This window comes from Alkalihalobacillus sp. MEB130, from assembly GCF_032335535.1.
Lineage (GTDB): Bacteria > Bacillota > Bacilli > Bacillales > Bacillaceae_D > Halalkalibacter.
This window is the reverse complement of the sequence record NZ_JAOANA010000005.1, coordinates 35219-55235: the sequence shown is the minus strand read 5'-3', so window position 1 is coordinate 55235 and position 20017 is coordinate 35219. Positions and strand designations below refer to the sequence as shown.

Annotated in this window: 22 protein-coding genes and 1 riboswitch; of the genes, 18 read left to right on the top strand and 4 right to left on the bottom strand. The window is 38.6% G+C overall.

The window, feature by feature from the left end:
- The first annotated feature begins 99 nt into the window (after positions 1-99).
- The 6 genes from N0O92_RS06825 to kapB all read left to right on the top strand — a co-directional run bounded on the left by N0O92_RS06825 (position 100) and on the right by kapB (position 3758).
- Complete coding sequence (locus N0O92_RS06825; protein ID WP_315613915.1) at positions 100-1587, top strand: glutamate synthase subunit beta; 1488 nt, start codon at positions 100-102, stop codon at positions 1585-1587.
- Positions 1588-1684: 97 nt separating this feature from the next.
- Positions 1685-2341: a YpjP family protein gene (locus tag N0O92_RS06820; protein WP_315613914.1), complete on the top strand. Its 657-nt coding sequence runs from the start codon at positions 1685-1687 to the stop codon at positions 2339-2341.
- Between the two features lie 141 nt (positions 2342-2482).
- A complete protein-coding gene (locus tag N0O92_RS06815) occupies positions 2483-2821 on the top strand; it encodes a hypothetical protein (protein ID WP_315613913.1) in 339 nt (112 codons plus the stop codon).
- A 94-nt stretch (positions 2822-2915) separates the two neighbouring features.
- The gene (locus N0O92_RS06810; protein WP_315613912.1) at positions 2916-3167 is read left to right on the top strand and encodes a hypothetical protein; all 252 of its coding nucleotides are present in this window, start codon (positions 2916-2918) and stop codon (positions 3165-3167) included.
- A 4-nt stretch (positions 3168-3171) separates the two neighbouring features.
- A complete protein-coding gene (locus N0O92_RS06805) occupies positions 3172-3369 on the top strand; it encodes a hypothetical protein (RefSeq protein WP_315613911.1) in 198 nt (65 codons plus the stop codon).
- 11 nt (positions 3370-3380) lie between these two features.
- Complete coding sequence (kapB, locus tag N0O92_RS06800) at positions 3381-3758, top strand: kinase-associated lipoprotein KapB (protein WP_315613910.1); 378 nt, start codon at positions 3381-3383, stop codon at positions 3756-3758.
- Between the two features lie 24 nt (positions 3759-3782).
- Here kapB and N0O92_RS06795 read toward each other — a convergent pair whose 3' ends face one another.
- Positions 3783-5480: a PucR family transcriptional regulator gene (locus tag N0O92_RS06795; RefSeq protein WP_315613909.1), complete on the bottom strand. Its 1698-nt coding sequence runs from the start codon at positions 5478-5480 to the stop codon at positions 3783-3785.
- A 186-nt stretch (positions 5481-5666) separates the two neighbouring features.
- Between N0O92_RS06795 and N0O92_RS06790 the strand changes: the two genes are divergently transcribed.
- The 6 genes from N0O92_RS06790 (at position 5667) to N0O92_RS06765 (ending at position 12923) form a co-directional block, all read left to right on the top strand.
- The gene (locus tag N0O92_RS06790; protein WP_315613908.1) at positions 5667-6857 is read left to right on the top strand and encodes a cystathionine gamma-synthase family protein; all 1191 of its coding nucleotides are present in this window, start codon (positions 5667-5669) and stop codon (positions 6855-6857) included.
- A 21-nt stretch (positions 6858-6878) separates the two neighbouring features.
- On the top strand, positions 6879-8081 hold the full coding sequence (locus tag N0O92_RS06785; RefSeq protein ID WP_315613907.1) for a M20 metallopeptidase family protein: 1203 nt from the start codon (positions 6879-6881) through the stop codon (positions 8079-8081).
- Positions 8071-9108: a homoserine dehydrogenase gene (locus N0O92_RS06780; RefSeq protein WP_315613906.1), complete on the top strand. Its 1038-nt coding sequence runs from the start codon at positions 8071-8073 to the stop codon at positions 9106-9108. Before N0O92_RS06785 ends, N0O92_RS06780 begins: the two co-directional genes overlap by 11 nt.
- 16 nt (positions 9109-9124) lie before the next feature.
- Complete coding sequence (locus N0O92_RS06775) at positions 9125-10576, top strand: aldehyde dehydrogenase family protein (protein WP_315613905.1); 1452 nt, start codon at positions 9125-9127, stop codon at positions 10574-10576.
- Between the two features lie 37 nt (positions 10577-10613).
- A complete protein-coding gene (locus N0O92_RS06770; RefSeq protein WP_315613904.1) occupies positions 10614-11813 on the top strand; it encodes a M24 family metallopeptidase in 1200 nt (399 codons plus the stop codon).
- 171 nt (positions 11814-11984) lie between these two features.
- Positions 11985-12923 (top strand): DMT family transporter, encoded by a 939-nt coding sequence (locus tag N0O92_RS06765; RefSeq protein WP_315613903.1) that lies wholly within the window; start codon positions 11985-11987, stop codon positions 12921-12923.
- A gap of 28 nt (positions 12924-12951) precedes the next feature.
- On the opposite strand, the gene dapA is transcribed toward N0O92_RS06765, so the two are convergent.
- Together dapA and N0O92_RS06755 are read right to left on the bottom strand one after the other, a co-directional pair.
- Complete coding sequence (gene dapA, locus N0O92_RS06760) at positions 12952-13839, bottom strand: 4-hydroxy-tetrahydrodipicolinate synthase (protein WP_315613902.1); 888 nt, start codon at positions 13837-13839, stop codon at positions 12952-12954.
- A 135-nt stretch (positions 13840-13974) separates the two neighbouring features.
- Positions 13975-14157, bottom strand: a riboswitch (Lysine riboswitch).
- 71 nt (positions 14158-14228) lie between these two features.
- Positions 14229-14369: an aspartyl-phosphate phosphatase Spo0E family protein gene (locus N0O92_RS06755; RefSeq protein WP_315613901.1), complete on the bottom strand. Its 141-nt coding sequence runs from the start codon at positions 14367-14369 to the stop codon at positions 14229-14231.
- Positions 14370-14631: 262 nt separating this feature from the next.
- Between N0O92_RS06755 and N0O92_RS06750 the strand changes: the two genes are divergently transcribed.
- Positions 14632-15345 (top strand): YhcN/YlaJ family sporulation lipoprotein, encoded by a 714-nt coding sequence (locus N0O92_RS06750; RefSeq protein WP_315613900.1) that lies wholly within the window; start codon positions 14632-14634, stop codon positions 15343-15345.
- Between the two features lie 64 nt (positions 15346-15409).
- Here the strand turns inward: N0O92_RS06750 and N0O92_RS06745 are convergent, their stop codons facing one another.
- Positions 15410-15976: a hypothetical protein gene (locus tag N0O92_RS06745; RefSeq protein WP_315613899.1), complete on the bottom strand. Its 567-nt coding sequence runs from the start codon at positions 15974-15976 to the stop codon at positions 15410-15412.
- Positions 15977-16094: 118 nt separating this feature from the next.
- Here N0O92_RS06745 and N0O92_RS06740 point away from each other — a divergent pair, with 118 nt between their 5' ends.
- The 5 genes from N0O92_RS06740 to N0O92_RS06720 all read left to right on the top strand — a co-directional run bounded on the left by N0O92_RS06740 (position 16095) and on the right by N0O92_RS06720 (position 19947).
- Entirely contained in the window at positions 16095-16271 is a 177-nt protein-coding gene (locus N0O92_RS06740; RefSeq protein ID WP_315613898.1) for a hypothetical protein, read from the top strand.
- Between the two features lie 183 nt (positions 16272-16454).
- Complete coding sequence (locus N0O92_RS06735) at positions 16455-17321, top strand: Cof-type HAD-IIB family hydrolase (protein WP_315614092.1); 867 nt, start codon at positions 16455-16457, stop codon at positions 17319-17321.
- Positions 17322-17332: 11 nt separating this feature from the next.
- Positions 17333-18304 (top strand): YbgA family protein, encoded by a 972-nt coding sequence (locus N0O92_RS06730; RefSeq protein ID WP_315613897.1) that lies wholly within the window; start codon positions 17333-17335, stop codon positions 18302-18304.
- A gap of 731 nt (positions 18305-19035) precedes the next feature.
- Positions 19036-19239: a cold-shock protein CspD gene (gene cspD, locus N0O92_RS06725; protein WP_034633915.1), complete on the top strand. Its 204-nt coding sequence runs from the start codon at positions 19036-19038 to the stop codon at positions 19237-19239.
- A 252-nt stretch (positions 19240-19491) separates the two neighbouring features.
- Positions 19492-19947, top strand: a complete 456-nt coding sequence (locus N0O92_RS06720) for a hypothetical protein (RefSeq protein WP_315613896.1) — start codon at positions 19492-19494, stop codon at positions 19945-19947.
- The last annotated feature ends 70 nt before the right edge of the window (positions 19948-20017 follow it).

Sequence of the window (20017 nt, the reverse complement as noted above, 5' to 3'; positions counted from 1 at the left end):
TGGTCTTATAGTCATAGATAAAAGATTGTAAGACTAGAATCGTTCCCTTGAGGGTCTTTTTCTTCTCAATTGAGAGATATAGAGATTGGAGTGAATGCGATGGGGAAGCCAACTGGATTTATCGAATACAAAAGAGAGAATCCAACGAAACGAGATCCGTTTGAACGGACTAAAAGTTGGAAAGAGTTTCAAATTTTAATGCCAGAACCAGCTTTACGTCAACAAGGAGCTCGCTGTATGGACTGTGGTGTTCCTTTTTGTCAAACTGGAACATCCATGGACGGGTCTGGTGAAATTGGATGTCCTGTATACAACCTAATTCCTGAATGGAACGACTTAGTGTATCGTGGCAAATGGAAAGAAGCATTGGATCGACTGCACAAGACGAATAACTTCCCTGAATTTACTGGAAGAGTTTGTCCTGCGCCTTGTGAAGGATCATGTACTGTTGCGATCAGTGATGATGCTGTATCGATTAAAAGCATTGAATATCATATTGTTGAGCGTGGATTCCAAGAAGGCTGGATTGTTCCACAACCACCTTCAAAAAGAACAGGAAAAAAGGTCGCAGTCGTTGGATCTGGACCAGCTGGTCTTGCCGCTGCTGCTCAGTTAAATAAAGCAGGTCACTCTGTTACCGTTTTTGAACGTGAAGATCGCATTGGTGGTCTCCTAACATATGGTATCCCAGATGTGAAGCTTGCCAATCACATTGTAGAGCGACGTGTGAAAGTTCTTTCAGAAGAAGGGATTACGTTTAAAACAAATGTTGAGATTGGAAAAGATATTTCAGCTACTGAGTTAAAAAATGACTTTGATTCTGTACTTTTATGTACAGGTGCGACAAAGCCACGTGATGTTGAAGTAGAAGGTCGTGAGTTAAACGGTATTCATTATGCAATGGACTTTCTAACGGCGAATACCAAAAGTCTTTTAGACTCAAATCATCAAGATGGCAATTACATCTCAGCAAAAGGAAAGAATGTAATTGTAATTGGTGGTGGAGATACAGGGGTTGACTGTATTACGACGTCGGTTCGTCATGGTGCAAAATCAATTACTCAATTTGATATTAATCGTCAGAAACCAGATGAGCGTGGAGATAAAAATCCTTGGCCATTATTCCCAATCATTCATACAGTTGAAGATGGGCAAAAAGAAGCTACAGCTGTATACGGAACAGATCCTCGTAGTTACCAAGTAAGCACAACTAAATTTGTTGGTGATGAAAATGGCAATGTAAAAGAAATTCATACGATCGGAGTAGAAACTACGATTGATGAAAAAGGCCGAAAAATTCGTACACCAATTCCTGGTACAGAGAAAGTATGGGCTGCAGATATAGTTTTACTAGCAATTGGGTTTACAGGTCCAGAAGAGCGGATTATCGAAGAATTATCAATTGATACGACATCACGTTCTACGATTGATGCAGAGTATGGGAAATACATGACGAGTGTTCCTGGTGTGTTTGCTGCTGGAGACAATCGTCGTGGACAAAGTCTAGTCGTTTGGGCAATCCATGAAGGACGTGAAGCAGCACGAGAAGCAGATCGTTATTTAATGGGAAGCTCGAATTTACCATAGAATTTCATTAGTTGTAATCGGATTGTAATGGCGTTTTCATAGATTTCATGAGAAAATAGATTTATAGACTATTGAAACTATGAAAGGGCGTATCGATATGTTTCGTCAAATGAAACGTGGACTCGTCATTTCATCAGCTCTTCTATCTTTTGGTTTGTTTGTTCCATCGATTGATGTTGTGAGAGAAGTACAAGCCGAAGAACCACAGAAGACACAAGGTGAAAGCAACGAGAACCCATTTATATATGAAGTAAATGAAGATAGCTATGATTTATTTGGTGAAGTTTTGCCTGCAAAAACAGATCATTACATTCACAGAAACGCTTCTTCAGCTGATGTGCTAAATGATTTTATTATGAAGCAGGCAATGGAGCAAAGCTTGTTGAAGTTTGGAACGGTCATATCTGAAAAGATTCATTCTCCGTTTCAAAACATAATTTTTCCTAAATTGGATACAGTAGTGCGTGAAACAACAAGTACGTTATCTGATCAGGAATGGGAACAATTAAAGATATCAACAAGTCCTTCTTCTGGTTTAGGGGAAAAGATTTTTCATCTCTATAATGAAACAAGTGGTGAAGATATTTTTCGTTTTCATGTTCGTAGAGATCAACCTCCTAAGCAAGGCTATACTTTTAATTTTCATTATCATACGTATTTAGATCAACATGAAAAACATCATACGATTGGTAATATTGAATGGGGTAAAGATATGCCTCCTAGATGGAGTAATTATGACCGTGTATATTCTTAATATACACGGTTTTTTGTCTTTTAAAGTTATTCAAAAAGGGGAAAAATGACACTGTTCAACATATGTTGTCATTTGTGTAGAGAATTAGTAATGGGAATATGGTATGATTAGATGATTAAAAAGTGAAAAAGAGGGTTACGTATGGTTAAACAATTAGGATTACTTTTGCTCGCTAGTGGGATGTTCGTAATCGTTTGGGTTCTTGTTATTGTACAATTCAATGAAACTCCTGAAATTGATTCATCCTTAAACTATGTATCTAACATTGAACTTAAAGATGAATTTGAACAGGATATGAAAGAGACACATAGTAGTAAGCATGATGTTGAGCACGAAATGGAAAAAGTTGAGAAACAAGAAGAAATATCGAATCAGATTACCTCAAATGTGATTAACTTGCAAGAATACGATTTTAGTCATGTCTCTACCCCAGAAGGTGTACCGATTGATGCGATTTTAAACGAATTGAATTTAAATTAACGATGTTCACGCTTTTTTCGGTAAATATCGATTTATTTCTCCCTTATTTTTGATAGGATATAAGGTAAGAACTAAATGTTTTGGAGGGATTGCTTTGGAATCACGTATGGAGGGAAAGAATCGTCCACAATGGTTAAAGTGGACAATTCGAGTGCTTATAGCCTACGCGCTTCTGTTAGCCTTAGTCTTAGCTGTTACGATTATTGCCATTTTAATTACGTTTACTTTTATCGTCATTGACAGCTTTTCGGACACGAGTTCATTAGGAGCGATTTCTGAACAATACTTTGTACCTATCTCAGAATTTATGTGGCAGCTATTCACGTGGCTGGTACCGGGTTTATAAAGATATGTCACAGGAATTAGAAATTGTTATCGTTGTCTCTGTCTTTTTATTGTTTTTGCTAACAGGTTTGTTCGGTGGGATAGGTATTTTTAGTATTTTGCATCAAAAAAAGAAGCGAGCGATTTGGAGCTTTGCGATCGGATTTTTCTTGATTATCGTCTATTTATTAGCTATGTTCATAATAGGCTTTGGTGGAGTATAAGGAGTGATTACATGTCAGAACTAGTACGTGCATTTTATAAAACGGGAGCATATATTGCAGAACTGATTGAAAAGCAAGAAGAAAATGGTCGTGCTCTCGTAAAGGTTAAAGCAGTAGTAAAGCACCCGATTCAAGGCGATCTACATCATCCAAAAATGACAGATGTTCCGCTTTTTCATCAGCGCAAAGCCCTAGCGGAGTTTGAAAAGACGTGGGTGCCTCTTTCGTCATTAAAGGCGTATGAAGGAACTGTCCCGAGTTATCAGGATTCACTATTTGAAGCGTTAGAAGAAGAAATACGTAAAGTGCAATTAGAGGATAGTGAATGGGCTTCATTGTCATTAACGAAACTACAAGAGTGTAAGAAAGAATATGGCTTCACATTATAAAGAGGAAAAACCGAGTATCGAACGTCATGACGTTCGATACTCGGTTTCTTTCATATCTAAGCCGTGTAACCATAAACGAATGCTTAAATCTAATAAAAATACATCATCTGGATGATCGAGCGAACAATTCGTGAGAGATTCAATTTTTCGTAGTCGATATAGCAAAGATTGCCGATGTAAATTGAGTTCGCGTGCAGTTTGACTAACATTGCCATGGTTTTGGTGATAAGTTTTGAAAGTATACAACAGATCGATTTGCCTTTCATTCGCATAACGTAGTAAAGAATCTAATATATTTTTGGCAATATCAATCAATTCATCGTTTTTTAGCAAACTTTCCATAACCCGATCGACTTTTGTATCGGCATAGACTGAAATTGTATTTCTTCCATTTCTTTTTCGTCCAATTTCACGTGCTTTCTTTGCTTCTTGATAACTAATAGCAAAGCATGAGTATCCATACTGTTTGGCAATTCCCCACGTGATAGATAAGGAGGGATTTAAAAAGTGAAAACGGCTTTGAAGCTTGTTAATATATGTTTTTGCTTGTTCAATCACTTGTGGATGGTTCACTTCTAAGAAAATGATCAATTCTTCATTTTGATACGTTACCATCGATTTTAGTGCCATTGACTTAGCAATGGATTCGGCTTCTTCTTCCATGTGACGAATCCATTCGTGTAACCAGTGATCAAAGGTAATCGATAAATGGGTCATCGCATGAAAGCTTTCCTGAACTTGTTCTGGTTTTGCGACAATACATATATAGGGTAAATTAATATGATAATTAAGTGATTTCGCTCTAGATTTCATTAGTTCAATGGAAGGTATGGCATCTCTTGATAATTCCCATACGAAATCATCACGCAAGCGCCATTCTGCTTCTTTAGCTGCTTGTTCGTGTAAAAAATGAATCGCCACTGCTGTTGTGACGTGCTCTAAAAGCATCACCCATTCGTTGTGTTCTTCCTCACTAAATGGTTCGGCCCCAAATCCTCCTACAACAATATACCCTTGAATGTTGCCCGTTGAATGAATGGTTAATTGCAAAGCATAACCTTCATTATACTCAATCCAATCAAATGTTTGATCTAACGAGTGATAAATTCCATCTTCTTGTAATTGTGTGTGCAAAAAATCAGCCCAGCTTTCTACTAAGTGATCTGAAAAAGACTGAGATTTTCCTCGGATCACTCCGCGTTTGTCGGCAATTAATACTTGAGAATGAATGGATGAAGCAACATGATCAGCAACTATGTTTAACGATTTACCTGAAAGGATAAATTCAAGTAAGGATTTACGTAATTGTTCAATTTTTTCAAGGTGTTGGTGCTTTTGATCATGAATTAGTCCAAGAACATTCTCTAAAATGTCTGAAAAACGAATCGACCAATCCAATTCAATGAGGATAAACTGGTGTTTTTCTGCGAGTTGAATAATCGAATGAGGGATCGTTTTGATAAAAGGACCAATGGCAACAGCTAAGCCAGAAGCACCTGAATCAATAATTTCTTTCACAAAATCATAAAACAACTTCTCATTGTCTGCACATCCGACACCTGAAGTAAGAACAAGTTCGTTTTTGCGAACGAACGTTTCAACAGGTGTTTCAATAACGGATACCCATTTCACGGGGGTCGTTTCTAATTCTAGTTCTCCCGTGCGAATGACGGCTGAATTTAAGATGTCTAATGACTGAACTTGATTCATTGTAATTGTCATAGAACGGCCCTCCTTACAACAGCTTATTAGGTGAGGTCATATTTATGATTACGTTCTATTGTAAACTAATTTCAGAACATTTGTAAAAAAAGATGAATAGATTGATTGATTTTTCATACAAATTGTTGAATGTTTTGCTTCTTTTAATTGAATATGATGAAAGTAACAATAGAAAGGGGTGGCAACATGGAAAAGAAGAAGCAATGGAGTGCAGCAACAGAGTCTGTTTGGGCTGGAGAGAAGGATTATTTGGTGCATGGAGCAACACAAGTTCCAGTTGTTCACAGTGTTGCTTACAATTATGATGATGTCGATGAATGGTATGAAGTAGCGATTGGAAAACGAAAAGGTCATATTTATGGCAGAAATACGAATCCAACCGTTGAATCCTTTGAACAAAAAATAAAAATCTTGGAAAAGGCAGAAGCAGCTACGAGTTTCTCAACAGGGATGGCAGCCATTTCGAATTCTTTATTAACTGTTCTGAAACCAGGTGATCGAGTTGTTTCTATTAAAGATACGTATGGAGGAACCAATAAAATATTCTCAGAGTTCTTACCTAGATTGAATATTGATGTTGAGTTAGTTGAAACCGGAAACCACGAGGAAATGGAAAAAGAGATTGCCAAAGGCTGCAAGTTAGTTTACTTAGAAACACCGACCAATCCGACAGTGAAGATTACAGATTTGGAACGAATCACAAAAGCAGCAAAGGCAGTGAATGCTCTAGTCTTTGTTGATAATACATTTGCCACACCGATTAATCAAAATCCACTTGCTCTTGGAGTAGATCTCGTTATTCATAGTGCGACAAAATTTCTTGGAGGCCATGCAGATGCGTTAGGTGGAGTCGTGTGCGGGGGGGAAGCTCTTGTTCATGATATCTATCATTATCGCGAAATTAATGGTGCTACCATGGATCCGATGGCTGCCTACCTCATACTTAGAGGGATGAAAACGTTGAAGCTTCGTGTGGAGAAACAACAAGAAAATGCCTTGAAGGTAGCTCAATTTTTACAGAGGCATGAAAAAGTGGAGCAAGTTTTTTATCCAGGACTAGAAAATCATGTGAACCATGATATAGCTAAAAAACAAATGAAGGGCTTTGGTGGAATGCTTAGTTTTGCTTTAAAAGGAGAATTAGATGCGGTTCGACAATTCCTTCCTAAATTACAAATTGCCCACCGTGCAGCGAATTTAGGAGCAGTTGAAACAACGGTTGGTCCAGCTAGAACAACTAGTCATGTTGAAAATACTCCAGAAGAACGGGCGGCACTAGGAATACCAGAAGGATTGGTCCGCTACTCAGCGGGGATCGAAGAGATTGATGATTTACTTTTTGATTTGAAGCAAGCGCTCGATCAAATAACGATTTAAACAAAGAAGGGTGATGAGCAAATGGCATTCGAACAATATAGCAAACGTTTAATACAGTGGCGAAGACATTTGCATCACTATCCTGAGTTAAGTTTTGAAGAATTTGAAACAACAAAGTATATCATTGAGCAATTGAAAGGCTTGCCAGGAGTAACGATTCAAACTGGAAAAGGTCAGTTAGGAGTTGGTACGGGAGTTCTTGTTACAGTTGGAAGTGGAAAGAGGCCCATCGTTGGCTTACGAGCAGATATTGATGCACTGCCAATTGAAGAGAAGACAGGAGCTTCCTATCAATCTTCTAAAGTGGGTGTTATGCATGCATGTGGCCATGATGGTCATACAGCAATGTTAATGGGGGCCGTCTATTTTCTATCTACACTTTATGAATCGAACGTACTACAAGGAACGGTTAAGTGTTTGTTTCAACCAGCAGAAGAAACAGAAGATCAAAACGGGAAAACAGGGGCGCAATATGTACTAGAAAGCGGAGTCCTTCAAGATGTGGAAGCGTGTTTTGCCTTGCATATAGATCCTGAAATTCCATTAGGAGAAGTGAAAATTAAGCCTGGCATAGCAATGGCTAATGTTGATACGTTTACTCTTACAATTGAAGGGACAGGTGGACACGGAGCTTATCCAGAACAATCGATTGATCCCATTTATTTGAGTTCACTCGTCTTGCCTTATTTATATAGCTTATCGTCAAGAAGGCTCTCAGCCCTTGAGCCTTCTGTTCTAAGTATTTGTCAAATTACAGGAGGGGCTTCATCAAATGTCATTCCATCAACTGTTGATATTAGAGGAACAATTCGAACGTACTCGGAAGAAGCTAGAAAACAGTTATCGTCTGAAATAAGAAAAGGGCTCTCTCAAGTTGAGGCGTTAGGTGGATCATATGATCTTCACATCCACCACGGAGAACCAGCTCTTTTCAATGACTCAAATATGGTAGACCTCTTTACGGAAGCAATTCAATTAGTCGAACCAAACGTAGTCATTCATTCGCAGCCATATGGAATGGGAGGAGAAGACTTTAGTCACATCGCCAAACAAATTCCAGGTGCGATGATGTTTATAGGTGCAGCTGATCCAAATCATGAACCAACAAGTCTTCATCAACCATCATTTTGTTTTAATGAGCGTGTCCTAGAGAAGGGAGCTCATACACTTGTAAAAGCAACCTTACTTTATATGAAAAAGGGAGGGGAAGAACATGGCACATAAACTAGACTTAATTGGTTTTGGTGGGGTGGGTCAAGGATTCGTAGATATTTTAAGAGAAAAAGGCAAAAAGCTTAGCAACGAACAGAATATTGATTTTACAATTGTTTCTATTTGCGATCTATATAAGGGATCTCTTCACCACCCAGATGGACTTTGTTTAGACGCTGTCATGAAAGCGATAAATGAAACAGGAAGCCTTCATGCTTATCCAGATCAAACAGGTTTAATCAGGGGTTTGTCAAGTCAAGAAACGATTGAGAAATCCAATGCCGATTCTGTTATCGAGATGACGTTTACGGATGTGAAAACAGGTCAACCAGCTATTGATCATTGCACATGGGCTTTCTCGAATAAAAAAAATGTTGTGATGACAAATAAAGGTCCTGTCGCGCTTGCTTATGAACAATTGCAGAACCTTGCGAAAGAAAATGGAGTTCGTTGGCTCTTTGAAGGAGCCGTTATGAGTGGGACACCTGCCTTACGATTGCCTGAAGTAACATTGACAGGCAATGATATTACAGAAGTCCGCGGCATTTTAAATGGAACGACAAATTATATGTTAATGCGGATGGAGGAAGGGATGTCATATGAAGAAGCGTTAACAGAAGCACAGTCAAGAGGTTATGCGGAGGCAGACCCAACAGCAGATGTTGAAGGGTACGATGTGTTATATAAAGTGTTAATCATAGCGAATGTGATATTAGGCTACCCTCTCAAACGAGAAGAGGTAACATGCAAAGGGATTTCAGATCTTACAGAAGAAGAATTAACAACAGCCAAAAGAGCAGGAAAAAAGTGGAAACTAATTGGATCGGTAAAGCGAACAGATGCAGGGGTGAAGGCTTGTGTAGGACCTGAAATGGTCTCTTTAGATGATCCATTAGCAGGAGTTTCTGGCGCGATGAATGCCATCACCTATCAATGTGATTTATCTGGACCGATTACCCTTGTCGGAGCAGGTGCCGGAATTAAAGAGACGGGATTTGCGGTCCTTATCAATTTGATTCAAATTGTACGTGATAACTAAACGAGGGGGGTTACCTATGGCAAAACAAATCGTTCAAGAAAGAATGTTAATTGGTGGCGAGTGGATTGATAAAGAGGAAGCAATAGATGTAACGGACCCCGGCACAGGTGAGTTAATTGCCACCGTACCGTCAGCAACGGTCGAAGATGTGAAAAAGACGATCTCCCTAGCGAGGCAAGGGGCAGCAGAATGTGCAAAATTACCGATTCATGAGAGAATGAGCATTCTTCATAAAGTAGCGTCTTATATAGAAGAGAACAAAGACGTTTTTGTAAGAACGATCGTAATGGAAAGCAGCAAAACAATTAGAGAGGCGCGTAAAGAAGTACTTCGCTGTATAGAGACGCTGCGTCTGAGTGCAGAAGAAGCACGTCGGATAGATGGAGAAACGATACCCTTTTCGCAAATGCCTGGTCATGAAAGTAGGGTCGGTTATGTGTATCGCTTTCCTGTTGGAATTGTAGCAGCCATCACACCATTTAATGATCCTCTTAATCTAGTGGCCCATAAAGTAGGCCCGGCGATCGCAGCTGGAAATGCAGTAATCGTCAAACCAGCTTCGCTCACCCCGTTAAGTGCATTACGATTAGCAGAAGCCTTTTTGAAAGCAGGATTACCAGCTAATATATTATCTGTCATCACAGGGCACGGTTCTATTATATGCGATCCTTTAGTGGAACATGACGATGTTCGGTTTGTTTCTTTTACAGGAGGCTATGAAACGGGAAAACGAATTACAGAAAAAGTGGGTGTAAAGAAAACAGGAATGGAACTGGGCTCCAATTCACCGACAATTGTTCTAGAAGATGCGAATGTAAAAGAAGCTGTTTCAGCAACGGTTTCAGGCGCATTTGGTGTAGCGGGTCAAAATTGTATTGGGGTTCAACGAATTTTTGTCGAAAAGCCGTTGTATAAACGGTTTTTAAAAGAATTCGTAGAGGAAACGAAAAAATTGAAAGTCGGTTTAAAAACAAATGAAACGACAGATATAGGGCCAATGATTTCTGAGAAGGAAGCGAGAAGAGTGGAATCTTGGATCGACGAAGTAAAATCGGCAGGAGGAACGATTTGTTTTGGGGGGAAACGAACGAAGGCTTATGTTGAACCAACTGTATTAACAAATGTTCCTGCAAATACAACGATTGCAAATGAAGAAGTGTTCGGTCCAGTTGTCATAATTGAATCTGTGAATTCGCTTCAACATGCGATAGAACGATCAAATAATAGTAATTACGGTTTACAGGCTGGTATTTTCACGGAAAAATTAGAAACGGCCTTTCAAGCAATTCATGAGCTACAATTTGGTGGAGTCATGATTAACGATAGTAGTGATGTGAGAATTGATGGAATGCCTTTTGGCGGGATAAAAGGGTCTGGAATTGGACGTGAAGGAGTTCGATATGCAATAGAAGCGATGACAGAACAGAAAGTAGTCGCATTTAAATTACAAAATTCGCCGTTCTTCTAATGGATAAAAGAACGGGGCGAGAAAGAGGGTGAAATCTTTGTTTGCATTAGAAGAGTACAAAAGAAGGTTGGAGGCTGTCAAGAAACGAATGGTTGATGAAGGAGTGGATGTGCTCCTTATTTCAAACCCTTCTAATATGTATTATTTAACCAACTATTCGGCTTGGAGTTTTTACGTTCATCAAATGATGGTGGTCACACTCGAGGATGCTCAACCGATTTGGATTGGGCGCCAAATGGATGCCAACGGTGTGGCAAAAACAACCTGGCTCGATGAACATCACATTATTGCATATCCTGATTATTATGTTCAATCAACAGAAAGACACCCCATTGATTTTGTAGCCAATATCTTAACAGAAATTGGCCAAAGCAGAAGAGCGATTGGTGTTGAAATGGATGTTCATTATTTTACCGCTCTTTGTTACGAACGGATCAAGCTTGGTTTGCCCGATGCTACATTTAAAGACACATCTAGTTTAGTTAATATGATTCGCCTCATTAAGTCAGACGATGAAATAACGTATATGAGAAGAGCTGGAAAAATTGTTGAACTTGCGATGACAGCAGCTTATGAGAGTGTTCAAGTAGGTGTAAGGGAATCGGATGTGGCGGCAGCGATATACGAAGCTCAAATTAAGGGAACTCCACAGTTTGGCGGGGACTATACCTCAATTGTACCGATGATGCCAACAAATGAGAACACATCTTGCCCTCATTTAACTTGGACAGATCGACCTTATCAAAAAGGAGATTTTTTAACGCTAGAAATTGCAGGAGCTTATAAACGATATCATGCGCCAATGGCAAGAACGATGGCAATTGGAACCGCCCCAAATGAGGTAAAAGAACTTTCTGCCGTCGTAGAAGAAGGGATAGAGGCAACATTAGACTTTATAAAACCAGGTGTTCGGGCAGAAGAGGTCGAACGAATTTGGAGTAAAACAATTGGAAAATACGGGCATAGGAAAAGTTCTCGACTTGGTTATTCGGTCGGCCTCAGTTTTCCACCTGATTGGGGTGAGCACACAGTTAGTTTTCGCCCTGGAGACGAGACGTTGTTAAAACCAAACATGACGTTTCATCTAATGCCTGGTATCTGGTACAACGATTATGGGGTCGAAATAACCGAAACGATTCGTATTACAGAAGATGGTGTAGAACTGTTAACGAATTTCCCGCGAACGTTGTATGAAAAACCTAATTTATCGATCATTACAGATGAGCATACGTCTTAATAATACAAAGTGACTCTAAAAAGGTATATTCCTCTTTAGAGTCACTTTTTTTGTAGATGAAAGTGTAAGCGTTTTAAATAGAAAATTATTACGGTATTCGAAAAAAAATCGTGACCTGCAGATGGGAGGGTGGTAAGATACAACTACGAAAAGTAGAGAGGACGGTTCATTATGAAAGATCAATCCCTGCTCTTCACATACAGCATTGTTTTTTTTGTGATGATCATATGGGGTCTAAATGTTGTTATGTTAAAAGTGTTAGTCGATACGTTTCCTGCCGTTACGATGACGGTGTTTCGTATTATGACTGCCGGAATGGTAACAGCTGCAATCATACTAGCTAGTAAAAACATGAGAAAACTCACAAAAAAGGAATGGAAGTATACGTTTTTAGGAGCCTTGTTTGGTGTGGTTGCGCATCATTTCTTTTTGTCTGTCGGTTTAACGTTAACGAATGCATCGACTGCAGTATTGATATTGGCTCTTCTCCCGCTTTCAACGTCGATTCTTGCGATAGTGTTTTTAGGAGATCGATTAACGAAGTGGCGAACAGTTGGAATCGGTTTAGCTTTTGTAGGCGTACTGTTTATTCAAGGTGGAGGTGGCGAAGGAGTGTTTTCTCTAGGAGAATTGTATATTTTCCTGGCGATGATCGTTCAAGCGATTAGTTTCATCTTTATTAAAAAAGGGACAACAAGCCTTGATTCTAAACAAATGACAAGCATGATGCTTTTAATTGGGTCCATAGGACTACTCTTTATTAGTCTCGTGTTAGAGCCAGGCAGTATCGGGGAAATGCTTGGAGCGCCTTTAGGAGCTTATGTTATTTTTTTCGTTTCAGCAATTTTGGCTACTGCTTTAGGTCATTTCTTATTTAACGCCGCGATTCAGAAAATAGGAGCGGGTCAAGCGGCCATTTTTAATAATTTTGTTCCCTTTTTTGGTCTAATTAGTTCAGCCTTGTTTCTAAACGAACAAGTCTATTGGTATCAATCCTTTGGGTTTATGTTTATTGTTATTGGTGTATTATTTGGAACAGGCTACATAGAATCTATGTTTCTGAAACGAAAGCAAAATCAAGAGCCTACACTTCAGAAAAAAAGCATGTAGCGAATTAGCTACATGCTTTTTGGTTATTTTAGCTTACAAAAAAGGTAACTGTTGGCTGAACTACGTTTTGTAGTTCTTGTTGTTGCTCAGCTGTAAGAGGGACTAAAGGTAAGCGTACAGGGCCAGCTTTAATTCCTTTCATTTCCATTGCAGCTTTAACAGCTGTAGGGTTAGGTGCAATGAATAACGTCTTCATAATAGGAAGTAACTGACGGTGCTGCATCGCAGCTGCTGTTACTTGACCGGCTTGATAATTTCGCACCATTTGCTGCATTTCGTTCCCGACAATATGAGATGCTACAGAAATAATTCCTGTACCGCCAATAGCTAAGATTGGCAATGCTAAGCTATCGTCTCCACTATAGACTGTAAAGCCTTCAGGAGCATGCTCGATCAGTGTAGCTACAGCATCCAAGTCACCACTTGCTTCTTTCATTGAAACAACGTTCGGAAGTTGTGCTAAACGCAATGTCGTATCAACATCCATATTAACGGCACTTCTTCCTGGAATGTTATATAGCATAACTGGAAGCTTTGTTGATGTGGCAATTGCGTGGAAGTGCGCATACAGTCCTTCTTGTGAAGGTTTGTTGTAATAAGGAACAACAAGCATAACGCCATCTACACCAAGTTCTTCCGCTTTTTTCGTTAATTCAATGGAGGCTTGAGTGTTATTTGAACCTGTTCCAGCAATGACAGGAATTTGACCATTTGCGGTTTCAACAACCGTCTTAAAAAGTAGCAATTTTTCTTCAGTGGAAAGAGTAGGAGATTCTCCTGTCGTTCCAGCAACGACAACGGCATCTGTTCCGTTTGCGATAAGATGTTTTACAAGTTCTTTTGTTGCAGGTATATCTAGTTGTCCATGTTGATTAAATGGTGTAACCATTGCAGTAATAATACGACCAAAATTCATCCAATTCACCCTCAATTCAAAAATTTTTTCCATATACGTAGGGGGAAGATGGGCTACTGGTAGGCACAAAAAAACAACAATGAGGCCTCTACTCATTGTTGTTAGGTTTAGCAATTGAAGCAAAACCAATTCAATGTGTGAGATAGCCCTCCATATAGCGCTATAGCTATATGACAGTACTGCCCTTATTCAGAACAGTCCCAGCTAATGAGACATGAGATCTCATGTAGCTTCGGCAAGTATCCCTTTCGATTAGCATCTGTGGATCTCATTCTCCTCCACTAACGTACTAATGATCCTTGCACCTCTACCCAAACTTCAAATGTATGAAGTAAGATAATACGTGATTTGTGTCTACCTTACCAAATGTTATCAATGATTGCAATGCTTTAGTAAGAATTTCTTTGTAATAAATTAAGCAGCTTGTCTAGCTCTTGGCTACATTCGACGGTTACTTTAGCTGTCAGTCCGTATTTTTTAGCAAGATTCAACATTTGTAATCGTTTTTGCTCTATTTCTATACATAACATATTCCACTCCACCTCGACAAATATAAAAAACAGACGAATTGGTTAGGGTTAAAATGGGAGTTATATCGCTGGTGTGGCTAAGCAAATTGTCTATTTATAAAATTATTATACCCAACAGAAATTTGTTGAAAAGTGTTTCTGCTAAAGTAGTCAGGAATAGATGAAAAAAGAAATAAATCGACAAAAAATGCAAATTACTTTCTAAATATTTTCAGGTTGGAAACACGATTAACATCGCACACTAGGGATAGGAGGGATTGTCATGAAATCTGTAACTTACTTGTTCATAGCAGCAGCTGTATTAACAGGCTGTACGATACCACAACAAGCTGATATGGGGGCAAGCCCAGATCGTAATGAGGCCTTTAATGGTTATGGAGTGAATCATGTACGAGGATTGGAAGGACCTCTTTCTGATCTAATGGTTCCAGATCAATCTCCCAAGGGATTAACTGATCCGGTACTGCATTCTACAGGAGAAGGATCTCACGTAACCCGCCAACGTAACTTGAGTATGAAGCACGAAGGGGTGAATCATCAAGGACCACGTATCTTAAGCAATCGTCCTGGTGTGTTGCGAGATAAATATTCATACAGCAATGATCCGAATGTTGGTCGACTAGATAAAGGGCAACAAGCTCAACAAGCAACAACAGAGCTCACAAAAGAAATTGAAAAGAGAGTCGAATCCTTGCAAAATGTAAGGGATGCTCATGTCATGACAGACGGTGACCAAATCGTTATTGGAATTGAATCAAGTGAGCAAGACCGTGTGAAGTTAAAACGTGTAGTGGAAGAAGAAGTACAGCAAGTGACCGATATACGACGCGTTCATATTACAACCGATCGAAAATTAATTAACCGAATGAATGCGCTTGAACATCATGTGGGAATGGACAAACCATTTGACTCCATTGGTGGTGCCGTTGGTGATTTAGCTGACTTAGTTGACGATGCAGCGCATAGAAGAAGATAAAAACAGGGAAACATTTACTTCCCTGTTTTTTTTTTGCGTGAACCGGGGTCAGACCCCCATCCATTTAATGGATACCGTAATCTTCTGTTACAGCTAGGTACTCTCGTTCCATTAATTTATGTGATAAAACAGCATTTTCATAATAGACGCGTGCATTTGTTACTTGAAGAGGATGAATGGGCTCTTTCATATCTGATAAGATCCTCTCAAGTGCATCAATTTCCATTAAGGTGGATACGTGTACATGGTGCAACGCATCAAAAGGTTCAGGGCGACTAGTGTTAATAAACTCTTCACCTTTATTACGAAGGAGCTCTATTTTATCCATTGTCTCATCAACATCTGATGTTTCAACTGTTCCTTGATCAAAAAATGTGGCAAGGTCTTCTAACAACACAGCCGTTTCACTAATATAATGACCTGCTTCATCTGCATAACTTTGCATCGCTGTATAACGCGGAACTCGTTGTTTATTTTGGTCTCTTATGCTTGGAGGAGCTGGAGTATCATGGTAATCCGATCTAAATTGCTGGGCCTCGACATCATGGACAATTTCTTCCTCCGAATCAGCTCCACAACTCGCAAGCACTAAACTCGTTCCAATTACGAACAGGACTTGTCTCTTTTTCAAGGTGCATCAACCTCCGATATACAAACGTTTCCCCTAGTATGAAACATGCAGGAAAAAGTATGCATTAATCACCAAGTTCCTCCGTATGATGTATCAAAGGGAATGAGGGGGCTAGCTAATGTATATAGCGTTGTTAATTGTTTCAATCTCATTGCTATTTCTTCTGTTTTTTGGTGTTATGATGCTCGGTAACAAAGTAGCACATACTATTGAATATTTACAGGCAAAAGAAGCAGATCAAGAGTTAGCGGAAATTGATGAAATGATGAAGCAATTCAACGAAAACGGACCCTAACAGAAAAAAATGAAATAGATATGAAGCTCAACCAGGAGTATGGAACGCATGCTCGTGGTTTTTTCATTTCTATTGAAAAATTGTTCATCGTGATAGTCAAAAACAATATATGGTATAGTGAAAATGAAAAGAAAATAATGATATAGAAGCAAAAAGAGAGAAATATAGGAGTGAGTACGCTTGGTGAAAGTAATTGCAATTGATATGGATGGTACACTTCTTGGAAATGTTCATGAAGTAACAGCAGAAAATGCGAAGGCAGTGAAAGAGGCACAACAACTTGGTGTAAATGTTGTGATTGCAACTGGGAGAGATGAAAAAGAAGCTCGTTCTCCATTAAAACAGGCCGGAATCATCTGTCCGACTATTACGGTAAATGGGGCTCAGGTCAGGGATGAAGACGGAAACGTTTTATCCTCTTATCCTTTATTAAAAGAGAAAACAAGACATGTCTTTGATGTTTTATTAACTAATGATATTTATTTTGAGCTATATACCAATCATGGAACCGTTACGGACAACTACGATAAAGCAATCCAAGCTATCATCGATTTTTTCCATGCGGCTAATCCTGCTCAAGACATAAACACGATGCAACAGTTTGCGAAAGAGCGTTTTGAAACGGGAGCGATCTCGTTAGTTGCTAGCTATGATGAATTGCTTGAGCAAGAAGATACTGAAATTTTAAAAGTTCTCGCTTTTTCTAAAGATGAAGAAAAATTGTCTAAAACAAGAGCTCAACTCCACGATATTGACGGACTTGCTGTTAGTGCTTCAGCCCCTGATAATATAGAGATTACGCATAAGCAAGCTCAAAAAGGACTTGCTGTTACAGCTTTTGCAGAACGCCTAGGAATTTCCATGGATGAAGTCATGGTTATTGGAGATAGTTTTAATGATGTCTCTATGTTTAAAGTAGCAGGGTATAAAGTTGCGATGGGGAATGCAGAACAGGCCATAAAAGATCTCGCAGACTTCATTTCAAAGTCAAACGATGAAGATGGAGTCGCATTTGCCATTCGTCAAAAGCTTTCTCATATGAGTAGATAAGAGGTGAAGGTGTGCGGACGTTTGCAAAGCCAAAGGTTGTTGTTAGTAAATGTATGGAGTTTGCTGCCTGCAGGTATAACGGTGACAAAATTAATGATCCAACTGTAGCTAGGCTAGCCGACTATGTTGAATTTATTCCTGTTTGTCCAGAAGTAGAAATTGGATTGGGAACACCTCGTGAAGTGATCCGTCTTGTTTCAGATGGCGATGAAAGCAAATTAGTCCAACCAAAAACGAGAGCGGATTTGACAGAACAAATGAATGAATTCGCTCATGAATTTCTAGGTGGCTTAGAAGAAGTAGACGGGTTTTTGCTGAAAAATCGGTCACCTACTTGTGGGGTTTCTGATGCAAAAGTATATAGCGGTCTAGAAAAATCACCTGTTGTTCGAACGGAAAGTGGTTTGTTCGCTAATCGAATTCAGCAACTTTTTCCGTTAATGCCTCTTGAAGACGAAGGGCGATTAAGAAACTTCCTATTAAGAGAGCATTTTTTTACTCATTTATTTACGATTTCGGATTTTCGAAAGGTTAAGAACCAGGAATCTATAACAGAATTAATGTTGTTTCATGCAAAAAATAAATACTTATTTATGGCTTATCATCAAGAAAACGTGAAAAGATTGGGCAGGATTGTGGCCAATCATGCTCACCTTGCAATAGAAAAGGTGATCCAGCAGTATGAAAATGCCTTACACGATTTATTTCATACACCTGCAAAAGTAACGTCCCATATTAATGTTTGTCAGCATGTGTTCGGTTATTTTTCTGATCAGCTATCGAAAGCAGAGAAGCAACATTTTGATGAAATGTTAGAGCAATACCGAAATCAAAAGATTCCATTAAGTAGTGTACTTGCAATTCTCCATTCGTGGTGTCATCGTTTTGAGAATGAATATTTATTAAAACAAACATACTTCGAACCATACCCAGTAGGATTGATAGCTATTAGTGACTCTGGTAAGGGACGAGCATTATCCTAGGTTGGCAGCTGCCAGCCTATTTTTTTATGCTCTGTATTAGAGTAGAAGAAAGAGTGAGACAAAAATGTATTAATACAAAGGTGAAAAAATCGTTGACTATTATAGAACAGACGGAGTATAATGAAAACAAGAAAAAGAGATAAAATATTCTAACAATAAAACGGAGGGTGAAGAAAAGTGAAAAAAGAGAACAAAAAATCAGCACAGAAACCAGTAGAAATCAAAGAGGATCAGTCTATTCTTCAATCAATTAATGATTATTACAGTCGCAATTAATACATGAAGAAACAGAGCTTATGAAATGAAAAAGCTCTGTTTCTTCATAAAATGTGTTGTGGTACAGATTGAGCATTTTTTTTAGACAAGTTATTAACATAAAAATGGAATGTGACTTGCAATTATTAACTAAATGAGCTATAGTTAAGCTATCGGTCGTCAAAATTAAGTCATGTGAGCGCTTTTCATTCAGCTGGCGCGGTCAAGGAACCGCAAGGATGAACGAGAGGTAGGGCTTTCATCGTCTGGAGATTGATTGATGGATCCTTATATTCCATAAGTAAAAACAATTGCATCAATTAGCAACACTTAATGAGTTCAGTATTCACATGTTATAAGGGATATTCACTCGATTCGTGGTTGATGTTCCTTATAATATGTGAATTTTTATTTACCTCGGATTGTAAATACAATTGCATATTAAGTAAATAATTTTTAGATTGGGGTTTTTAAGCATGGCACAAACTGGTACAGTTAAATGGTTTAACGCAGAAAAAGGATTCGGTTTCATTGAAGTAGAAGGCGGAAATGACGTATTCGTACACTTCAGCGCTATCACTGGCGAAGGTTTCAAATCACTTGACGAAGGTCAATCTGTTGAATTTGAAATCGTTGAAGGCGACCGTGGACCACAAGCAGCTAACGTTGTAAAACTATAAATGCTTTAACAAAAGACAATGTCTCATTTTTTGAGGCGTTGTCTTTTTTCTTTATTAAGATGATTGTCTATGCCCAATCTAGTAAGAAAGAAATGTGGCATGTTTTTAAAAACATGAATATAATAATGTTGTAAGGGCTTACATTACTGCGGTAAGCATGCTTGTTTATTAGAATCATAGTCTATAGAGTTGTTGTTTGTATACACATAGGAAATACATGTTACGTATTCTAAATGTGAGGGGTGTTTTCAAATGGAAGCAACACATTATGATGATCTATCGATTTATGTCCCAAAAAATCAATTAGATAAATTAATCAATGGGGTGCTCCAAGATAAATATCGTATATTCTGGGGATTTAACAAAGGGAAGATGATTTTAAATATTTACAATAGTGAAGTGAATAATAAATTAACGTTTAAACGACATAAAGGATTTCTTGAACTAGTTGAGGCGCGGCTAAAGAGCCCGTATGTATTAAAAGTATTAGATGAAGATATTGACTTTTCAGTTAAAGCAACATTAAAGCATAATGAGGATGTGAAAAGGAACAAAAAAGTAATTTATAGTGAAATTGATTATTTTCTACTTGAACTGCTTCATTTTAAAAAAATGGGGGATGAGCAATCTGTTCAAAACATTAAAGATCGATTAGCTGAGTTAACTCATGAATGGAATAGGCTAACACTGCAGAAAGCTCGTTCATAAAGCATTTCAAAAATAAAGACAATAGAGAAGGATTGTAAGAAGTGATAACGTCCTTCCTCTATTGTCTATT